Here is an 18578-nt window from a genome sequence, read left to right as displayed (position 1 = left end):
AATCACCGGCTTCAAGCGGGCGAAATCGTCAGCGTGCGCGGCGGCGGGCGCAGGTGCCGCCTTCGGCGCGACAGCCGGTTCGGGGAAGAAGCGGTTGACGGCGGCGGACATGCCCTGGATGGCGAAAATCAGCAGAAACAGAAACGCCAGCACGAACCCCATGCCGAGGAACATCAGGGTGAAGCCTTCACCTAATAGCAGTGCTGCATCAGTCATAGAATAGCCTTCGAGCAGGAGGCACGATAATGATGTTATTTATCCCCGTCGTCTTTCAAGTTGCTTCTTTGTTGGCCAGGTTCATTCACCCCAGCCACTTACTTGAGTAAGCTCCTGGGATTCTCTCTTGCCGCCTCAAAGCAACTCAAAATCCATGGGGTATATAACGAAAATAATAAGGGTGGATTTCCCTGAACCGCCCCGGTCAGAGTCCCTGTTTATTACCGTCATAAACATAACGCCATCATTATCGTGCGAATGATATAAATCAGATTATTTGATAAAACTTACGTTCTGGCATATTTCATCAGCGACAATCTCTTTACGCTGATTGAAAATAACTTTGTTCTGTTCAAACAGGTTATTACCATGCGTATCAATAGAAACAATTAACGGGCCAAACTCTTTCACCCGGCATACCCACAGCGTTTCCGGCATTCCAAGATCGCGCCACTGCGCATCTTCAATCTCTTCCACGCATACTGCCGCCACTACCGCACAGCCTGCCGGGAATACGCAGTGCAGCGCTTTATGCTCCGCACAGCCCTCTTCGGTGCCTTTCCCCATTCCGCCTTTACCAACGATTAATTTCACACCCGTTTTGGCAATGAATTCTTTTTCGAATTTTTCCATGCGCATACTGGTGGTTGGACCAACGGAGACCATTTCAAACTTATCGTCTTCGCCTTTAATTGGGCGGACGATTGGACCAGCGTGCAAAATAGCGCCACCGTTAACGTCTACGGGTAATTCGCGGCCACCTTCAATTAAGCGACGGTGCGCCACATCGCGACAGGTAACAATATGGCCATTGAGGTAAATAATATCGCCAGCTTTAATATCGGCTAAATCTTCATCTTTAATTGGCGTGGTAAGAATTTTTTTAGTCATCAGAAATTCACTCCGCTGTGAGACGTAATGGTGTAGTTCAAGTCTTTATCAAAAACGATATGCCCTTTACGGTGCGACCAGCAGCCGACGTTCACCGCCACTCCGATGGTGGATGGATGGCGCGCGGTGTTTTCAATATTCACGCCCATAACGGAAGTATTACCGGACATGCCCTGCGGCCCGAGGCCAATTTTATTGATGCCGTCTTCAAGCATTTTTTCCAGCGAAGCCGCACGCTCATTCTCATTATGCGAACCAATCGGACGCATCAGCGCTTTTTTCGACAGCAGCGCCGCCGTTTCAACGGAAGTCGCCACGCCCACGCCCACCAGCAGCGGCGGACACGCGTTCAGGCCATAGCTGGTCATCACATCGAGGACAAAGCGAGTGACGCCTTCATAACCCGCGCCCGGCATCAGCACCATCGCTTTCCCCGGCAGGGAGCAGCCCCCGCCCGCCATATAGGTATAAATGCTGCACTGGTCGGAATCCGGGACAATCTCCCAGAATACCGTCGGCGTCCCTTTACCCACGTTTTTGCCGGTATTGTATTCATCAAAAGTTTCGACGCTGTTATGGCGCAGCGGAGAATCGACGGTCGCTTTGATCACCGCTTCACGCAGCAGCGCTTCCAGTTCGCCGATCAGCGGGAAGTTCGCCCCGCACTCCACCAGAAACTGAATCACCCCGGTATCCTGGCAGGAAGGACGATCGAGCTCTTTCGCCAGGCGCTGGTTCTCAATCATGGTCGTAAAGATGACGTCGGCCAGTTTACTGGTCTCTTTTTTATGCAAATCTTCCAGTTTTGCAGTGACGTCATCGGGCAAGACTTTGCCGGTGTATCCCACAAACTTGGCCATAATATTGGTCATATGGGATATCTGTTCACTTTTGCTCATAAATGCTCCTTAGTCAGAACAGCTTCCGTGAGTTACGGATGAAACGGGAAAAGGATTGGCAGCAGAATCAGGCTGACAATGGTGGAAACGATAATCAGAGGGATGCCGGATTTGGCATAGTCGACAAACTTATATCCACCCGCCGACAGCACCATCATGTTGGCAGGCATACCGATTGGGGTGGCATAGGCGCAGGAACTGCCAATCACCGTGGCCATCAGCACGGCGCGCGGATCGGCCCCCATACCGGCAGCAATCGACAGGCTCACCGGTACCAAAAGCGCAACGGTCGCAGTATTGGACATAAAGTTGGTCATAACGACGGATAGTGCGAAAACCACCACCAGCAGCATGAATGGCGAAGAGTTGTTCCCCAGCATGCCGATAACCTGATCGGCAACCAGCTTTCCGGCACCGGTCATTTCCAGCGCTTTTGCTAACGCCAGGGTGCCGCCGAAGATAAAAATAGTTTGTGAATCAATGGCTTTATAGGCCTGCTTTTCACTCAGCACCCCGGTGACTACCAGCACCAGCGCGCCAATACAGCCCGCTACCGCCAGGCTAATACCGGTCTGTTTTTCGAAAATCATGCCCAGGATCGTGGCAATCAAAACGACCAGCGACAGGATCTGCTTCCAGCGCGGAACGTGGCTGTAATCGCGCTGTTCACCGATGCTGCCGACTTCGCTGCTATTCGGGTTATTGGGCAGAAACTTATAGCCAATCGTCAGGAAATAAATGATGCCGCAAACCAGCATCGGTAGACCCACTTTGGCATATTCAAAAAATCCGAAACCGCTGCCGATATTCTGCAAAGCCGATTGTGCAATCAGATTGCCCGGCGCGCCGATCAGCGACAGGTTGCCGCCAAGCGCTGCGGCAAAAACCAGCGGCATCAGCAGACGAGAACGGGTAAAGCCGGATTTCGCCGCCACGCCGATGACGACGGGGATCAATACTGCGGCAGTACCGGTATTTGAAAGAAAGCCGGACATCACGCCGACCACCACCATAATCGTGAAAATCAGCTGCTTTTCAGTTTTGGCGAAGTGCGTAATCACACCGCCAACTTTATTCGCCATCCCGGTTTCAAATAGCGCGCCGCCGACGATGAACATAGCGACGAAAAGAATAACGTTGGTGTCGATAAAGCCGGAAAAAGCCTGTTTGAGGTCAAGTACGCCGGTGAGAACCAGCGCTACGCAAACCACCATCGAAGTGACCGCAAGGGGTATTTTCTCCCACACGAACATGGCGATAGCAAACACCAGCAAACATAGAGTAATGGTAATCGGTTCCATATTTATAATTGTCCCATCAATGATATATGATATTGTATCCAATATTGACGAGAGGGAAATTATTCCCATGCAAAGAGTAAGTCAATGCGTTTTTCAGGAAAGCGTCAGGAGTGCGATCTTTATCAAAATATCGCAAAAGCAGTCACTTAGCGTAATTAATTGAGCAGACAAATAAATAAGATGCCTGTAGCGATCGTACAGGCGGGGGGCGTCAAGCGCCGGGATCGTCAACGTAGCGCGTCAGCATATTCTCCATCGAACGGATAATATGTTCGCGCATTCGCAGGCGCGCCAGCTCTTCATCATGCTGCTCCAGGGCCTGTAAAATGCCCTTGTGCTCGCGTATCGAAATGGAAGCGTACTCTTCCTCAGTGACCTTATGTCCCATCGACAGCCCGTTCCACATATTGCTGAGCAAGAGCTTCATTTTAGCATTTCCGGCCGCATTCCATATCTCCATATGAAAGGCCTGATTCATGTCGGAATATTCAGCCGAGTTATTTTCGGCCAGCGCTTTTTCTGCTGAGTAGTGCACTTCGGCAATTCGCGAAATATCCGTCCCGGGACGAGAGGCTTTAGCGACCGCTTCACTCTCCAGCAGCGCGCGAATCTCATAATGCTCGCGAATCGTTTGTTCGTTAATCCCCAGCACAACCGCCCCTTTATTGGGCCGGACTTTAATCAGTCCATCCGCGGCCAGGATCTGAAATGCTTCACGCACGGGCATACTGGAGACGCCGACCATGCTGGCGATCCCTTCAAGGGTAATTTCTTGCCCTTCAACTAAATCGCGCGACAGTATAGCTTTACGTAATACTGCCGCGACCTGCTCTTTCGCTGAAAGAAGCTTAATTTTCCCTAATCGAGGCTTCTGCACTTTCCCAATCCTTCATGTGTTGACGCATTATTTCTGCCAGAGAGAGGAAATAACGCTGCGTTTCCTGCGCGATCTCATCACCATCGCCCCGACGGATAGCGTCCATCAGAGAGCTGAGTATCTGCGCCGATTCCTGATTATCCTCTTTCAGATACAGAATGACATAGCTGATATAGCCATCCAAAAACTGCTGATAAATCTTTTGCAGATAGCGGTTATCAATATATGAAATTAGCGTCTGGTGGAACGCCAACTCCCGCGACCGCTCACCCGGATGCGCCAGCGCGCGCGCGCGCGCAGCGAGCGATTCGCCTGCCGCCGCGGGTACCAATAAAAAAAGCTCCGTTGCCATCACCGCAATTGCCCGAAAAATGTGGCTGACATGGTCAGGCTCCAGTTTTGCGACCTGCATATGGCGGTTTGGCAAGCGCACCAGAAACCCTTCCTGCTCAAGGGCCTGTAGCGCTTCCCGAACCGGCATACGAGAGAGCCCCAGCTGTTCCGCAATACTTTCCTGCGCAAGCTCCTCTCCGGGTTTCATCCCACCGGAAAGGATCTCATAACGGATCATCTGAGTAATGTGGTCCCTGGTCTGCTTTCTTTCAATTTTTTTCACGATGTCCTCATTTGTTGCCGCTTAAGACGCGGGGGAGTTTAGCAGATTTACCAGGCGGGAGAGTCATTCAGAGGCAGGAGAAAACCATAAAAAAGCCGGAACCCAGGTCCCGGCTTCTCTTTTTATGCCAGATTATTTATTCACAAAATCTTCGCCAAGGGCGATATCTTTCTGCAACGTATCCAGCATCCCTTCAAGCGCCTGTTGCTCAAACGCACTGAGTTTGCCAATAGGCTGACGCTGCTCTACGCCATTTTTCCCCAGCAGTAGCGGCTGAGAGAAGAACCGGGCATATTGACCATCACCTTCCACGTAGGCGCATTCCACCACCCCTTTCTCTCCCTGCATGGCGCGAACTAAAGAGAGACCAAATCGGGCTGCGGCCTGACCCATCGACAGGGTTGCTGAGCCGCCGCCAGCTTTGGCTTCAACGACTTCAGTACCGGCGTTTTGAATACGTTTAGTCAGATCCGCCACTTCCTGCTCGCTGAAGCTCACGCCTGGAATTTGTGATAATAAAGGAAGAATAGTTACGCCTGAGTGGCCGCCGATTACCGGAACCTCAACATCGGATGAAGATTTGCCTTTCAGTTCCGCCACAAAGGTATTCGAGCGGATAATATCCAGCGTGGTTACGCCAAACAGCTTGTTCTTGTCGTAAACGCCGGCTTTTTTCAGCACTTCTGCGGCAATCGCCACGGTGGTATTCACCGGGTTGGTGATAATCCCGACGCAGGCCTGCGGGCAGGTTTTAGCAATTTGCTGAACCAGATTTTTCACAATACCGGCGTTAACGTTAAATAAATCGGAGCGATCCATACCGGGCTTACGCGCTACGCCCGCGGATATCAGCACCACATCCGCGCCTTCGAGTGCAGGGGTGGCGTCTTCGCCGGAAAAACCTTTGATTTTTACATCGGTAGGGATATGGCTAAGATCAACCGCCACGCCCGGAGTTACCGGAGCGATGTCGTACAACGAGAGTTCTGAACCTGAAGGCAGTTGGGTCTTAAGTAGTAGGGCAAGCGCCTGGCCAATTCCACCAGCGGCGCCGAGGACTGCAACTTTCATCCTAAACTCCTTATTATGGTTAAAATAATCTTTCGTTACTCCGTCGCCTGGACCTTAATTCACAAGATGAACAATTACAATAAGTATGGCTGAAGAATGCGTGGTCGTGCGCAGCGATGCAGCAGCTTCGCATTTTCCTCCCTGAGACTGACCATCCAGCAAAGTAGTACCGGATCGACTATTGGTTACAATACACCCAGCGTATTGAGCAGAACAACATCATTTAATAACATTTCATTTACTTTTGTAGCAACTCACACGCCGTGACGAAGGCATGTTCCTTATTAGAGTTTTTTGCTAAAATATGCGCCCTTCATAACATTATTTACGCTTCTCCCCTGTGGATTATTTGCATAAAAATGCATTGTTATGCATAATGATGTTGTTTTTACCACCATAATTGGGTGACTTATGCGAAGTTCGGCAAAACAAGAAGAACTGGTTAAAGCGTTTAAAGCGCTGCTTAAAGAAGAAAAATTCAGCTCTCAAGGTGAAATCGTCCAGGCACTACAGGAAGAAGGCTTCGATAATATCAACCAATCGAAAGTCTCACGTATGCTCACCAAATTTGGCGCTGTACGCACGCGCAACGCCAAAATGGAAATGGTTTACTGCCTGCCCGCCGAGCTTGGCGTCCCGACGACCTCCAGCCCGCTGAAAAATCTGGTGCTGGATATCGATTATAACGATTCAGTCGTGGTCATTCACACCAGCCCTGGCGCGGCACAGCTTATCGCCCGGCTTCTCGACTCGCTTGGCAAGGCTGAAGGCATCCTCGGGAGTATTGCTGGTGATGACACCATCTTTACCACCCCGGCCAGAGGTTTTACCGTTAAAGAGCTGCATGACGCTATTCTCGTTCTGTTTGAGCAAGAACTCTGATCCCCTCCCCTCAGGTTAACGCCAGAGGGGAACCCTTCAAAAAATTATCATTCCTTTAACATTTTGTGTGTTTTTCCGCTTCTATACATTCATTTACTTGATGAAATTAACGTAAGCGCACAAAAGATCAAATTATCCTATCTCCATGATTTAAAAAGCTATAAAAGCAATCCATGTCGAAAAAATGACATTTCTAATACTTATACGTTATAAAAACGACGTTTCTTTGTAATTATTTACATGAACAACAATTAGCAAGGTATTAATATTTTCAGTTATTAGTGTATACTTAATTTTGTGATGAGGGTCACGAAACAAAAGACCCCAACAAAAAGATTCGACGAGGTGAACATCATGAAAATCAAAACCACTGTAGCAGCATTGAGCATCCTTTCCGTTCTCTCCTTTGGCGCCTTTGCCGCTGACTCTATCAACAGCGAACAGGCTCAGGGCCGTCAGGCAATCGGCACCGTTTCCGTCGGCGCGGTAAGTTCTTCCCCGATGGATATGCATGAAATGCTGAACAAAAAAGCGCAGGAAGAAGGTGCTTCTTCTTATCGCATTATTGAAGCACGTACCGGTGACCACTGGCACGCAACGGCTGAACTGTATAAATAAGATTTAACGATTGTCGGTCATTAACTAAACAGAATCTCTTCAGCGGCCTCAAGTTGATTACAACTTTCCGCCGCTGAAAATATGAAGGTTGGAGAAAAGATTATGAAAAGCGCAATTATCATCGCATCCCTGGGTCTGGCTTCCGTTCTCTCTTTCGGTGCAAACGCCGCCGTTAATCAAGTGAACGCAGAACAGGCGCAAAATTTACAGTCCATGGGCACCGTTTCCGTTTCTCAGGTAGGCAGCGCACCGATGGATATGCGTCAGGAGCTGGCGGCTAAAGCTGAAAAAGAAGGCGCCAGCAGCTACCGCATCATTGAAGCCCGTACCGGCGATAACTGGCACGCTACGGCTGAACTGTACAAATAAACCCTCGTCGTCTTATCCGACGACTTGCCCCCGCTCTGTCGGGGGCTTTTTTATGAATGCCGCACATTAAAACGAAGCTCTCCTTCCAGCTCCTCTTCCGCCTCATCAAAAAGCAGAATTAATGCGCCGAATCGGCGTCGCTGATTATCGCTTAAATGAATAAACTCAATCTCCAGCGGTAGCGGCAGCAACCCGGCGATCACCGCATCCCATAATGAATCAAGGTTGTTCACTTTCTCACGCTCTAAGTGAAAAGTACGTGAAAACTCGCGATAAAAATCCTGCTGCTCAGCTATTTCGTCAAAATCAAAGGTATAGGTAGTCGTCATTGCCCGCATCCTGTCCACACCTGCAGCTCGTCTTAGCCCGATATTCCGGCGTATCGTCCCACTCTGCTGGAGGAATTCGTTTTCTGACGATTAAGTATAGCGATAAAAAAACCGACGCTTCAGGCGTCGGTTATGGATGCTAGCTGTTGGTGAGTACGTGCTGATACTTATGCAGCATATCCACCAGCCTTCGTACCGGCTCGGTCACCTGGGAAGAGGCTTCCCAGTGCTGTAATTTTTGCTGATAGATATCCAGTTCATCAAGCAAACGGGCAAAATAGTAGCGACGCTTATCATCGCTCTTCGCGGAAATGACGCGATCCGCCGTGCGACGCAGCTGCCGGTGAAAGGCGGACAGATCGTCGTTTATCGGTACCGGTGCATCGCGCAGCCGCTGATGGGCAATAATCAGGGTTAATGCCAGACGAAAGCGCGCGATGTCGCCAGGAAACTTATTCAGCAATAAAAAAAGCTGACGATACAGAGCGGGCAAATGGTTCTCTTTACGTCGCGCCGTATTGGTGGTCAACGATGATACCGCTGCCGAGACAAACTGGTTAAGCAGCACGCGTCCGGTGCGAGCCTGGGAGTTATCACGCACCAGCAGGATCACCATCAGCGCGAGGAAGCATCCTACGATCTGACCTAAGGCGCTATCAAGAAACTGGTTGAATTCAAACTTCATCGGGTTGTCGAGCACCAGGATATTAATCGTGCTGGCCAGCGCGCCCAACGACCCCAGGCGCCGCTTCTGTACCTCGATGCCGATAAAAAATGCCATCACCGCAAGGCTAATGCACAGCAGCAGCATACTTTGCTGCGTCGCAGGCATAATCACCAGGAAAAACAGCGCGCCCAGAGGTAAAGCCGCCAGCGTGCCATAAAGGAAATCAATAGCCACCATCCGCGGATTTGGCAAACGCATCGCTAAGGCCGTAACAACCGCAATCATCACCATCGCCCCGCTTCCCGAGGTCCAGCCGGTCCATAGCCAGAACAACGTACCGAGGATACAAGAGATAGAAGTTCGCCAAAAGTTCACCATCGCATGATGGCGCTCGGCGGATTCCGCCTTCACCACCACTTCGCCCTGCAGTACTTCCTCTTCAATACGGCTGATTTTGGTATTGCCGACCACGCCCCGCTTCAAAAGCAGATAGCGCGTCGCAGCACCTACCCAGCTGTAGATCGTCACCGGCGTATTATGCTCCCCCTTCCAGGTCAAAAAGCGGCGCATACGTTTTAGCTGACGGTGCACGTCCTGCACGGTCTCAACCGGTTCAGCAAAGAGCTCCCGATAATCATCCGTCACTATCTCAGGCCGGGTGTTCTGAATCAGAAAGGTTTCACAGGCCTGAGTAATCAGAGTCAAAGAGAGGGTGTTGATCGCCTTCAGGCGTTGATTCACTTTAGCCCAGCGCGAAGACTCCATGATCAGGTTGGCGCGCATCCCCTCCAGCCCGTTGGTACGGCGGACCAGGGCGCTCCAGGCCTTATCGACCTCATCTTTATCGCCATAGGCCACGCAAAGCTGCATCAGGCGATATTGATCGATCAGCAGGTTATCCAGCTCAAGATCGATCTCTTTTTTTATCGATCGCGGAGAAAACAGCAGATCGGCCACAATGGCGCTGACGATACCAATGACAATCTCACTGCATCGTTCGACGGCGAACTGCGGCGCCAGCATCGGCTCTTCGTGAATAGTGATAATAATGATGAGCGCGGTATAACCCGCCAGACCCCACGCATAGGAGTTCTCAACCCGCACCAGCGAGGAGATCCAGGTACAGAAGCCCGCCCACAGGCAGCAGACCAGTACCATCAGCAACGGGGCGCGGATCATCAGGATGATAATCGCCAGTGCGGCGATACAGCCGATAAAGGTGCCGACGATACGCAGCATCCCGCGATAGCGAATGGCGCCGGAGTAAGGCTCCCCGCCTGCGGCAAATGCCGGACCGGCAGCAACGATCGCTGCAGTAAGCACCGCCCAGCGCGGAGTTTCCAGCTGAAAATGAAAACCGACGAATAACGCCAGCACCACCGCGCAGGCTAACTTAACGGCGAAGCGGAGATGCCGGAGTTCGATGGTGAAGATCCCCATGGCGATTAACCGAACTCACGCAGGCGCATCGCCAGTTTCTGGAAGAAGTTTGCCTGACTGGTATCGCGATCCTCTTTACCCGTGATCACCACCGTCGCCGTGGTGCCCGCTGGCCAGAGATTGCCCTGCTGCTGATCAAGGCGAATACGTACCGGTACCCGCTGCGCCAGGCGCACCCACTCAAGATTAGAATCAATAGAGGCCAGCCCTTTTGAATCGCTGCTGCTGCTGGCATTGGTGACGCCAGCAGCGATGCTGTCGACGGTCCCCCTGAGGGTATGTACGCTTCCCAGAGGGGTAATTTCAGCACGAAACCCGGGGCGCACGCCTTCAAGCTTGGTCTCTTCAAGATAGGCCATGACATAGAAGGTATTTTGCTTCACCAGCGCAACCGCGGTGGAACCTCGGGTGATAAACTCGCCGCGGTACACGTTCAGGTTGGTCACCCAGCCATCGGCCGGAGCGCGAATCACCGTCCGTTCAAGGTCAAGCTTCGCCAGATCGCGACTCGCCGTCGCTTTGGCTAATTGATGTTCAACGGTTTGCAGGACGTTATTCGCCTGGTCTATCTCTTCCCGGGACATGGCCTGGACGCCAAGACGGTTACGACGGCCGGCTTCCACGCGCTTCTCCTGCGCCAGAGTCTGGTAATAGGAGACATCGGCTTCGGCCTCTGCTAACGCTTTCTGGTAACGCGGTTGGTCAATGACGAACAAAACCTGGTCTTTCTTAACCAGTTGGTTATCCTTGATATTCACCTGCGAAATCAGGCCGGAAACATCGGGGGCAATGGCCACAATATCCGCACTAAAGCGCGCATCGCGCGTCCAGGGCGATGCGGTGTAGTACACCCATGCGCGAAAAATCGCCATAAATGCAAGGATAACCAGTATCACAGTGATTGCGGTACGGAGGATATTTCTTGTTAGTGTTTTCACATCAACCTCAAACGAACAAACGTGATATCAGATAAAACAAGCAGCAATATAGCGCGGTATTGAACAGTGCCGGGTGCCAGACAAAATCATAGATGCCCGTTGGAACCAGCAGGCGGTGCACCAGCCAGAAGACGGCGAGCGACAACAGCAGCTCAAAGAAGATCGGCGGAAACGACAAGCCGAAAATCACAATGACAGGAAACAGACTCATGATGACCTTGATAAGAAGCGTGCAGGTGATATGCGCAATGCGTTTATTATTTAGCTAACTATATAGTACCGTAACAATTGCAGCCTTATCTACAATGTGTGATCTAAATCACTTTTAAGCCAGAGTGAATAATGGAACGATTAAAACGCATGTCCGTTTTTGCCAGAGTGGTCGAATTAGGGTCATTTACCGCCGCGGCTCGCCAGCTCCAGATGAGCGTTTCTTCCATCAGCCAGACGGTAGCCAAACTGGAAGATGAGCTGCAGGTTAAGCTGCTCAACCGCAGTACGCGTAGCCTTGGCTTAACAGAAGCGGGAAAAATCTACTATCAGGGCTGTCGGCGAATGCTGTTCGAAGTCCAGGATGTCCATGAACAGTTGTACGCGTTTAACAATACGCCCATCGGTACCCTGCGCATCGGCTGTTCTTCAACTATGGCACAGAATGTCCTGGCGCGCATAACGGCGGACATGCTTAAAGAGCACCCCGGACTATCGATAAATCTGGTCACGGGCATCCCCGCTCCGGACCTGATTGCGGACGGTCTGGATGTGGTTATTCGCGTGGGGGCGCTGCAGGATTCCAGCCTCTTTTCCCGCCGCCTGGGTTCGATGCCGATGGTGCTGTGCGCGGCGAAAAGCTATCTCCAGCATGCCGGATGTCCGGAAAAACCAGCAGATCTCGCCAGCCACTCCTGGCTGGAATACAGCGTCCGGCCGGATAACGAATTTGAAATCATCGCCCCGGAAGGGATCTCAACCAAACTGATCCCTCAGGGCCGATTTGTCACTAACGATCCAATGACGCTGGTCCGCTGGCTGACGGCAGGCGTCGGCGTGGCTTATGTTCCGCTGATGTGGGCGATCGACGAGATCAACCGCGGCGAACTGGAGATCCTGCTGCCGAGCTACCAGTCCGATCCGCGCCCGGTTTACGCGCTGTATACCGAGAAAGATAAGCTGCCTCTGAAAGTACAGGTATGCATTAATTATCTGACGGAGTATTTCGTCGGGGTGGCAAAAATTTATCAGGGCATGCACGGTCGGGGGATTGCCCGCTAGCCGTCCAAATCAGCCAAAGAGGGCATTAACTCATTATCAGGTCCGGCATCGGAAATGATTTGCGTCACTTCGCTGAGATTTCCGATGCGCACCTCGCCGGCACGATGAAATTTACTTTTGTCGATAAGCAATAGCGACTGCGCCGCCCGTTTCAGGAGCAAGGATTTGTACGCGGCATTGTTAACGCTGGAATCCCAGAGTACGCCATCGTTATCGATCCCTTCGCAGGAAAAAATAAACAGATCGATCTCCAGCGATTTGACCTGCGATAACAGCGCGGGGTTAACGTAATAGCCATATTGACGCAGAAGCTGACCACCGGCGCTAATTAACTGGAGCCGCTCGCGGCGGCCAAGTTCAACGCAGACCGGGTGGCTATTGGTAAATACCGTCAGGTTAATATCCGGCAGCTGACGCGCCAGAAACCAACAGGTTGAGCTGGCATCCAGCGCGATCGTCATGCCTGCATCAATCCACGCCAGCGCCGTACGCGCAATATCGGATTTATGGGCATAGTGGCTTTTCACGCGACGATGAAAAGGCTTCTCGCCGTGATGATTATCGCGTTGAAGAACTCGCGCCCGCCCGTGACTACGCTGAATGCTCCCCTGCCTCTGTAGCTCACTCAAATCGCGGCGAATGGTCTCAATGCTGACCTGCAGAAGATGGGACAACGCTTCGGTGGTTAAAGTGTGATGCTGATTGAGTAACTCAACTATCTGCTGCTGACGCGCGGCTTTCATCGCGACCCCGCGGAGGTAATTTGCGCTTTCGCGGAATGCGAAAGCGCATGATGAGGGATCAGGCGGTACCGCCGACGGTGAGTTTATCCACTTTCAGCGTGGGCTGACCGACGCCAACCGGCACGCTCTGGCCCTCTTTACCGCAAACGCCGACGCCGCTATCCAGCTTCAGATCGTTCCCCACCATCGAAATCTGCTGCATCGCTTCAATGCCGGAGCCGATAAGCGTTGCCCCCTTCACCGCTTTGGTCACTTTCCCTTTCTCAATCAGGTAGGCTTCCGAGGTAGAGAAAACGAATTTCCCGGAAGTGATATCTACCTGACCGCCGCCGAAGTTAGGCGCATAGATACCGTAATCGACCGATTCGATAATTTCCTGCGGCGTGGATTTACCCGCCAGCATGTAGGTGTTGGTCATACGCGGCATAGGCAGATGCGCGTAGGATTCGCGGCGACCGTTACCGGTTGGCGCCACGCCCATCAGCCTGGCGTTGAGCTTGTCCTGCATATAACCTTTCAGAATCCCGTTTTCGATCAGCACGTTATACTGCCCAGGCGTACCTTCATCGTCAATGGCGACGGAGCCGCGACGGTTGGCCATGGTGCCGTCATCCACAACGGTACATAGCTCAGAGGCCACCAGTTCCCCCATATGACCGCTGAACACCGAGGTTCCGCGACGGTTAAAATCGCCTTCCAGGCCGTGACCAACGGCTTCATGCAGCAGCACGCCAGGCCAGCCAGCACCCAGAACAACCGGCAACATCCCGGCAGGCGCTGCGACGGCGGTCAGGTTGACCAGCGCCATACGCACGGCTTCTCTCGCCCAAACATCAGCGCGCACTTCTCCCTCCAGCGAGGCCAGGAAATAGTCGTAGCCAAAGCGGCCGCCGCCGCCGCTGGCGCCGCGCTCGCGTTTGCCGTTTTCTTCCACCAGCACGCTGACGGAAAGACGAACCAGCGGACGAACGTCAGCAGCTAGCGTACCGTCGGTGGCGGCAACAAGAATTAACTCGTAGACGCCGGTCAGGCTGGCGGACACTTCCTGCACGCGTTTATCGGCCGCGCGGGCGGTTTTATCGACCCGGCGCAGAATATCCAGCTTCTCTTCGCGGCTCATGCTCTGCAGCGGGTCAATGCTGGTATAGAGGGAGCTGTACTCCACCGCTCCAAGGGTATGAACTTTACCATCACCGCGATCGCGCACGATGGTGCGTGCCGCCTGCGCGCTCTGTTCCAGCGCCAGCCGGCTAATCTGGTCAGCGTACGCAAAGCCGGTTTTTTCCCCGCTCACCGCGCGAACGCCGACGCCCTGGTCGATATTGTACGAACCATCTTTAATGATGCTGTCTTCCAGAACCCAGGACTCGTGATAGCTCGACTGAAAATAGAGATCGCCGTAATCCAGACGACGCTCGGCCAGCTGGCCAAGAATGGTAAACAGATCCTGATGATTCAGGCCGTTTGCCGACAGTAATTGTTCACTTACCAGGTTCAGACTCATCGTTATGCTACTCGTTTGTTGCCGCCTCTCGGGCGGAAATAAAAAACGCTATCTATTGAGAGTGCGGTAATTCCCCGCAATCGTCAAATCATTGCTTTTTGTCGCTCCGCGCCTGGCGCAGCACTTCGTTAATTTGCGGCTGATCGATAGGACCGGTGATGCGATAGCGCAAAATAGAGACCTTATTCCATAGCGGTCCCAGCACCTTACTGGCGGCAAAGACCGCAGCACCGATTATCGGGTTAACGGCAAAGGCCGCCGCAACGCCTACGGTCGCGGAGATTTCCGGCGCGACCACGGCCTGCATATCCAGCTGGCGGCGAACAAGATCCACCGAGCCTTTCATTGCGATATCCGCTTCCAGACCATCGACCAGCGTATCATCGGTATGCAGAACGCCGTCTTTAATCCATGCCGTGCTGCGAATCGAATCGAAGTAGAACCCTTCGCTGAACGTATCGCTAAAGTCGAAGCGCAGCTTGCGCAGCAGCGCATCAACGCTCAGCAGGCGCAGAAGCTGGCCGGCGTGTCCGGTGCTGATATCGGTAAACTCTCCCTTCCCGAGACGGCTTTTAAGAATGCCGTTAAGCGAAGCAACGTCCGGCTGCCACGGCGGCGCGCGCCAGTGTAGATCGTAATCAATATCGAACGACGATCCTTTTACCGGTGTGGACACGCCGAAGAAGTTTACAAAATCATCGGTTTTATTCCCGTGCAGCTTACCTTTTAATGAGGTCCGTACGCCGCTCGGGGCGCTAACCCATACGCCATCGCTCGTCAGACGGCCAAAACCGGTATCCACCAGCCCGTTCGCCAAGGTCAGGGTATCGCCGCTGATCGTAAAATCGCCGTCGATACGACCATATTTTTGCCCCCACAGCCAGCACTCTGCGCAGCGAAGCTGGAGATCGGGCCAGCCGTGGAAATCTACTTTTGTCTCGGTCAGCGGAGCGCTGCTATTTTCCGTCCCGCTGCTTTTCGCCGAAGTTGGGTTGTAATAGAGGTAGCGAATGGCCGCCAGCCACGGGGCATTTTTGCGCATCGTCAGGGTAGCGTTGACTTCACGCCCCTGAGCTTCAATCTTCGTTCCACCTGCATCGGGCCGGGAGACCAGGCTGACGTTATTCCAGCTCTGACCCGCCATCGTTAACGTCGGCGTACGCAGCGTGACCTGCTGCGGGAAGACAATACTACTGCTGACGTCAGTTGCCGCACCGCGCTGGAACAGCGCCAGCCACTGCGCGCCATCCATCGGCGGCATATTCAGCTCGACGCCTGACTGTGCAGGCAGCGGAGATACGGCTTTACTGTCAGAAGTTAAAATCGCGCGATCTAGTGTGAGCTTATTGCCCAGCAGCCAGCGGCTATTAATGTGATTCTTCATCCCCACGGAGCCGGTCAAATTAAAGCTGCTCAATCCGCCATCAACTTTAATTTTTACCGGTAAAGGCTCACCGGCCTGCTTATCAACCGGAGCAGGTAAGTGACTACTTACGTTTTTCAGCTCACCGTTAATATCGACTTTATAATTTGCGCTGCCGCGGTACGGAAGCTCAATCGCCACTTTACCGTCCCAGGGCACGCTGCCGCTCAGGCTGTTCTCCAGCGCTTTCGGCAACAGACCGGTACGCGCTGGCTCCCAGTTGGCGTTCATCCCGACGTTAACCAGGAACGCTTTCTCGCCCTCGGTGGTCGAGAAATCAACGTTCAGCGGCTGATTAAACCAGGTCGCGCTCATCGGTTCGCTTTTCAGATCGCCGTTTACAAAGCTGAATTTACCGCTCAGGTTTTGCAGCGTGGTATCGATAGGCTTGATAAACAGACTATTATTCTTCAGCTGGACGTCGCCTTTGGCGGTGGTCATCTCGCCGTCCAGCGGGATGTTCAAATGTAAGCGAGCGCTCACATCCCCATCCAACTGAAGCTCGTCCAGCGCCGCGCCCAGCGTCTCTTTCAACGGCGTCTCGTTAAAGTAAGGACCAACCTCTTTACCCGGGCCGTTAACATCGGCATCAATCAGCAGTTTTTCTCGCGAGTAGTCCGGTATCACCGCGTCCAGATTACTGGCCGTCACTTTGCCGAGCATCGCCTTATCGGCCTTCATCCACAGCCCGTCATTGATAAAGTTAAGATCGATATTCAGGCCGGTGAGCGCTGGCCAGTCAGGCTGAAAGGCGAAGGTGGCGTTTTTTAGCGGCACCGAGACCTGAAACTGACCTTCATTGTGCTTGTAAGGGAACAGATGGGGATTACCGCCGTAAGCCAGCGTGGCGTCGGTGGCCTGGCCGCCTTTAATCGCCCCGCTAAGATAATCCACCAGCTCTTTACCCATCAGATTTTCAGGGAAGTAGCGCCATGCCTGACCGCCATCATTGGTACTGATACCGGCCAGAATACCGAGCCAGGGTTCATCACCCTGCGGTTGCAGATAGCGGAAGCCGCCGCGGGCGCGAACGCCGGTAGCCTGCACGTCAATATCGCGACCGTCGAGCATAAAACCTTTGTCGTTCTTTATCCAACTGAGCGTCGCATCGCCTTTAGCGATCTCCAGCGGCGCGCGAAATACCGTCTCATAAGGCATTTTTGCCTGCTTTATGCTGGCATGCAGGATACCGTTCTCCACGCTCCCGGCAATGCTGCCGGAAAAATGCTCCGCGCCGGGCAACAGCTTCCACTGCTTCCAGGACATGTCGCTCCAGTCCGCTTTGAAACGCGTTTTCTCCGCCATCTGGAGCGGAATATCGAGCGCCAGAAGATTGATCTTGCCATCCGGCTGCGTTGTACGCCAGATTTCACCCAGCGACGGCGCCAGTTTATCCGCCATCGGCTGCAGCCCGGTCAGGCCGCTAAGATTAAGGTTGCTGGCGCGTATGCGCAGCTCATCGCTGCGCTGAGCATTTGTTCCGCCGACATCCTGGGCAGGTATCCACGCCATCGCCAGCGCGCCGCGCGGCCAGGGTTTATCATCCATGGAGATACGCGTGTCCGGGATGCGAAAGCCCCAGCTGTGGTTATCGCGATAGATGTGCGCGGTCAGATTATCGACCGACAGATGATGCTTATCTTTATCGCCCTGCCAGCTGGCGCCGCCTTTTTTCAGCCACACATCGCCGCTGGCGACATCGCCTTTGTCGATAGTCATCCAGCCTTCCAGGCTAAACTTCGCGCTCTGTAGGGCGATGTTGTCCTGCATCCAGCGTCCAAGCCAGGGCTTAACGTCGATGTCATCGGCCTGAAGCCAGACGCGCCCCTTATTGAGCAAACCGTCTTCGTCGCGCAGATCCATTCGCACCTGCATCACGCCATGCTGGCCGGTCAGGCTGCTGAGGCTAAGCTGTCCTTCCGCGCGATGGCGATTTTTACCGTTCAGCCAGGTAAGCTGCGGAATCGTAAGTTCTGCCCGCTGACCGGAAATCGTCAGGAAGCTCAGATGACTATCGCGAAGGGTAAAGTGATCGAACTGGCGGAGGAAAAGATCGCTGATGCGGTCAGTTTTCAGACCTTCGCCGCTGTTATTGGTTTGGATCGGCGTGTTGGTATGAACCTGTAGCTGCCAGAAGGTCAGGTCGCGAAACTGCCAGCGCATATGCAGCAGACTTTGCCATACGTCGAGCGCCAGAGTGACGCGTTTGACGGAAAGCTCACCGCCGTCGCTCAGGCCTGCCTTGATATCACGGACATCAAGCGTCGGGCCAAACGTCTGCCAGCTGGCGGTAATTTGTGAGGCATCGACCGGTACTCCGGCAATCGCCGATACTTTTTCCAGCACCTGCGGACGCCAACTGTTCAACTGCGGCAGTACGAGACGCAGACCGCTCACCAGCAGTGCGACGACAACAATCACTGTTGCCGCGGTGAGCAGTAAAATCCCGGGCAGTCGCCTCACGCATCTCTCCTTGTCAGCCTTTTACGCGCCATCCTTTTACCTGCCCCTGTCCTGAAGTG

18 protein-coding genes are annotated in these 18578 nt (G+C 53.1%); 4 read left to right on the top strand and 14 right to left on the bottom strand.

Annotated elements, in window-relative coordinates; all coding sequences use genetic code 11:
• The 7 genes from HMPREF3178_RS29690 to mdh form a co-directional block, all read right to left on the bottom strand.
• Positions 1-216, bottom strand: a 216-nt coding sequence (locus HMPREF3178_RS29690; RefSeq protein ID WP_077270110.1) for an oxaloacetate decarboxylase subunit gamma, incomplete at its 3' end; no start/stop codon positions are given.
• 273 nt (positions 217-489) lie between these two features.
• Complete coding sequence (gene ttdB / locus HMPREF3178_RS07675; RefSeq protein WP_004106218.1) at positions 490-1107, bottom strand: L(+)-tartrate dehydratase subunit beta; 618 nt, start codon at positions 1105-1107, stop codon at positions 490-492.
• A complete protein-coding gene (ttdA, locus tag HMPREF3178_RS07670) occupies positions 1107-2006 on the bottom strand; it encodes a L(+)-tartrate dehydratase subunit alpha (protein WP_004106220.1) in 900 nt (299 codons plus the stop codon). Before ttdA ends, ttdB begins: the two co-directional genes overlap by 1 nt.
• Before the next feature lie 32 nt (positions 2007-2038).
• Positions 2039-3307, bottom strand: a complete 1269-nt coding sequence (locus HMPREF3178_RS07665) for an SLC13 family permease (RefSeq protein WP_017145340.1) — start codon at positions 3305-3307, stop codon at positions 2039-2041.
• Positions 3308-3518: 211 nt separating this feature from the next.
• On the bottom strand, positions 3519-4184 hold the full coding sequence (locus HMPREF3178_RS07660) for a GntR family transcriptional regulator (protein WP_004106222.1): 666 nt from the start codon (positions 4182-4184) through the stop codon (positions 3519-3521).
• Positions 4156-4800 carry a GntR family transcriptional regulator gene (locus tag HMPREF3178_RS07655; protein WP_004106223.1) on the bottom strand — a complete coding sequence of 215 codons (645 nt, stop codon included), beginning with the start codon at positions 4798-4800 and terminating at the stop codon, positions 4156-4158. Before HMPREF3178_RS07655 ends, HMPREF3178_RS07660 begins: the two co-directional genes overlap by 29 nt.
• 132 nt (positions 4801-4932) lie before the next feature.
• Positions 4933-5871 (bottom strand): malate dehydrogenase, encoded by a 939-nt coding sequence (gene mdh / locus HMPREF3178_RS07650; RefSeq protein ID WP_004106224.1) that lies wholly within the window; start codon positions 5869-5871, stop codon positions 4933-4935.
• Positions 5872-6282: 411 nt separating this feature from the next.
• Between mdh and argR the strand changes: the two genes are divergently transcribed.
• The 3 genes from argR (at position 6283) to yhcN-B (ending at position 7740) form a co-directional block, all read left to right on the top strand.
• Entirely contained in the window at positions 6283-6753 is a 471-nt protein-coding gene (gene argR / locus HMPREF3178_RS07645) for a transcriptional regulator ArgR (RefSeq protein ID WP_004106225.1), read from the top strand.
• A gap of 354 nt (positions 6754-7107) precedes the next feature.
• Positions 7108-7371: a peroxide/acid stress response protein YhcN gene (gene yhcN, locus HMPREF3178_RS07640; protein ID WP_004106226.1), complete on the top strand. Its 264-nt coding sequence runs from the start codon at positions 7108-7110 to the stop codon at positions 7369-7371.
• A gap of 102 nt (positions 7372-7473) precedes the next feature.
• A complete protein-coding gene (gene yhcN-B, locus HMPREF3178_RS07635) occupies positions 7474-7740 on the top strand; it encodes a DUF1471 family stress response protein YhcN-B (protein ID WP_004106229.1) in 267 nt (88 codons plus the stop codon).
• A gap of 50 nt (positions 7741-7790) precedes the next feature.
• Here the strand turns inward: yhcN-B and HMPREF3178_RS07630 are convergent, their stop codons facing one another.
• From HMPREF3178_RS07630 to aaeX, 4 genes are all read right to left on the bottom strand, one after another.
• Positions 7791-8069, bottom strand: coding sequence for a barstar family protein (locus tag HMPREF3178_RS07630; RefSeq protein WP_004106231.1), 279 nt, complete (start codon positions 8067-8069; stop codon positions 7791-7793).
• Between the two features lie 139 nt (positions 8070-8208).
• Positions 8209-10176: a p-hydroxybenzoic acid efflux pump subunit AaeB gene (aaeB, locus tag HMPREF3178_RS07625; protein ID WP_017145339.1), complete on the bottom strand. Its 1968-nt coding sequence runs from the start codon at positions 10174-10176 to the stop codon at positions 8209-8211.
• A 5-nt stretch (positions 10177-10181) separates the two neighbouring features.
• On the bottom strand, positions 10182-11114 hold the full coding sequence (gene aaeA, locus HMPREF3178_RS07620; RefSeq protein WP_004106235.1) for a p-hydroxybenzoic acid efflux pump subunit AaeA: 933 nt from the start codon (positions 11112-11114) through the stop codon (positions 10182-10184).
• Between the two features lie 7 nt (positions 11115-11121).
• Complete coding sequence (gene aaeX / locus HMPREF3178_RS07615; RefSeq protein WP_004106237.1) at positions 11122-11325, bottom strand: p-hydroxybenzoic acid efflux pump operon protein AaeX; 204 nt, start codon at positions 11323-11325, stop codon at positions 11122-11124.
• Positions 11326-11456: 131 nt separating this feature from the next.
• Here aaeX and aaeR point away from each other — a divergent pair, with 131 nt between their 5' ends.
• Positions 11457-12386 carry an HTH-type transcriptional activator AaeR gene (gene aaeR / locus HMPREF3178_RS07610; protein ID WP_004106239.1) on the top strand — a complete coding sequence of 310 codons (930 nt, stop codon included), beginning with the start codon at positions 11457-11459 and terminating at the stop codon, positions 12384-12386.
• Here aaeR and fucR read toward each other — a convergent pair.
• The 3 genes from fucR to yhdP all read right to left on the bottom strand — a co-directional run bounded on the left by fucR (position 12383) and on the right by yhdP (position 18519).
• Complete coding sequence (fucR, locus tag HMPREF3178_RS07605; protein ID WP_017145338.1) at positions 12383-13129, bottom strand: L-fucose operon activator; 747 nt, start codon at positions 13127-13129, stop codon at positions 12383-12385. The genes aaeR and fucR overlap by 4 nt on opposite strands.
• A 58-nt stretch (positions 13130-13187) precedes the next feature.
• Entirely contained in the window at positions 13188-14633 is a 1446-nt protein-coding gene (tldD, locus tag HMPREF3178_RS07600; RefSeq protein WP_004115906.1) for a metalloprotease TldD, read from the bottom strand.
• An 88-nt stretch (positions 14634-14721) separates the two neighbouring features.
• Positions 14722-18519 (bottom strand): AsmA2 domain-containing protein YhdP, encoded by a 3798-nt coding sequence (yhdP, locus tag HMPREF3178_RS07595; protein ID WP_017145337.1) that lies wholly within the window; start codon positions 18517-18519, stop codon positions 14722-14724.
• Positions 18520-18578 lie beyond the last annotated feature (59 nt).

The sequence above is a fragment of the Klebsiella sp. HMSC09D12 genome (assembly GCF_001808475.1).
Lineage (GTDB): Bacteria > Pseudomonadota > Gammaproteobacteria > Enterobacterales > Enterobacteriaceae > Klebsiella > Klebsiella oxytoca.
Note: the sequence above shows the minus strand (reverse complement) of the source record. Positions and strands in the feature narration are given on the sequence as shown.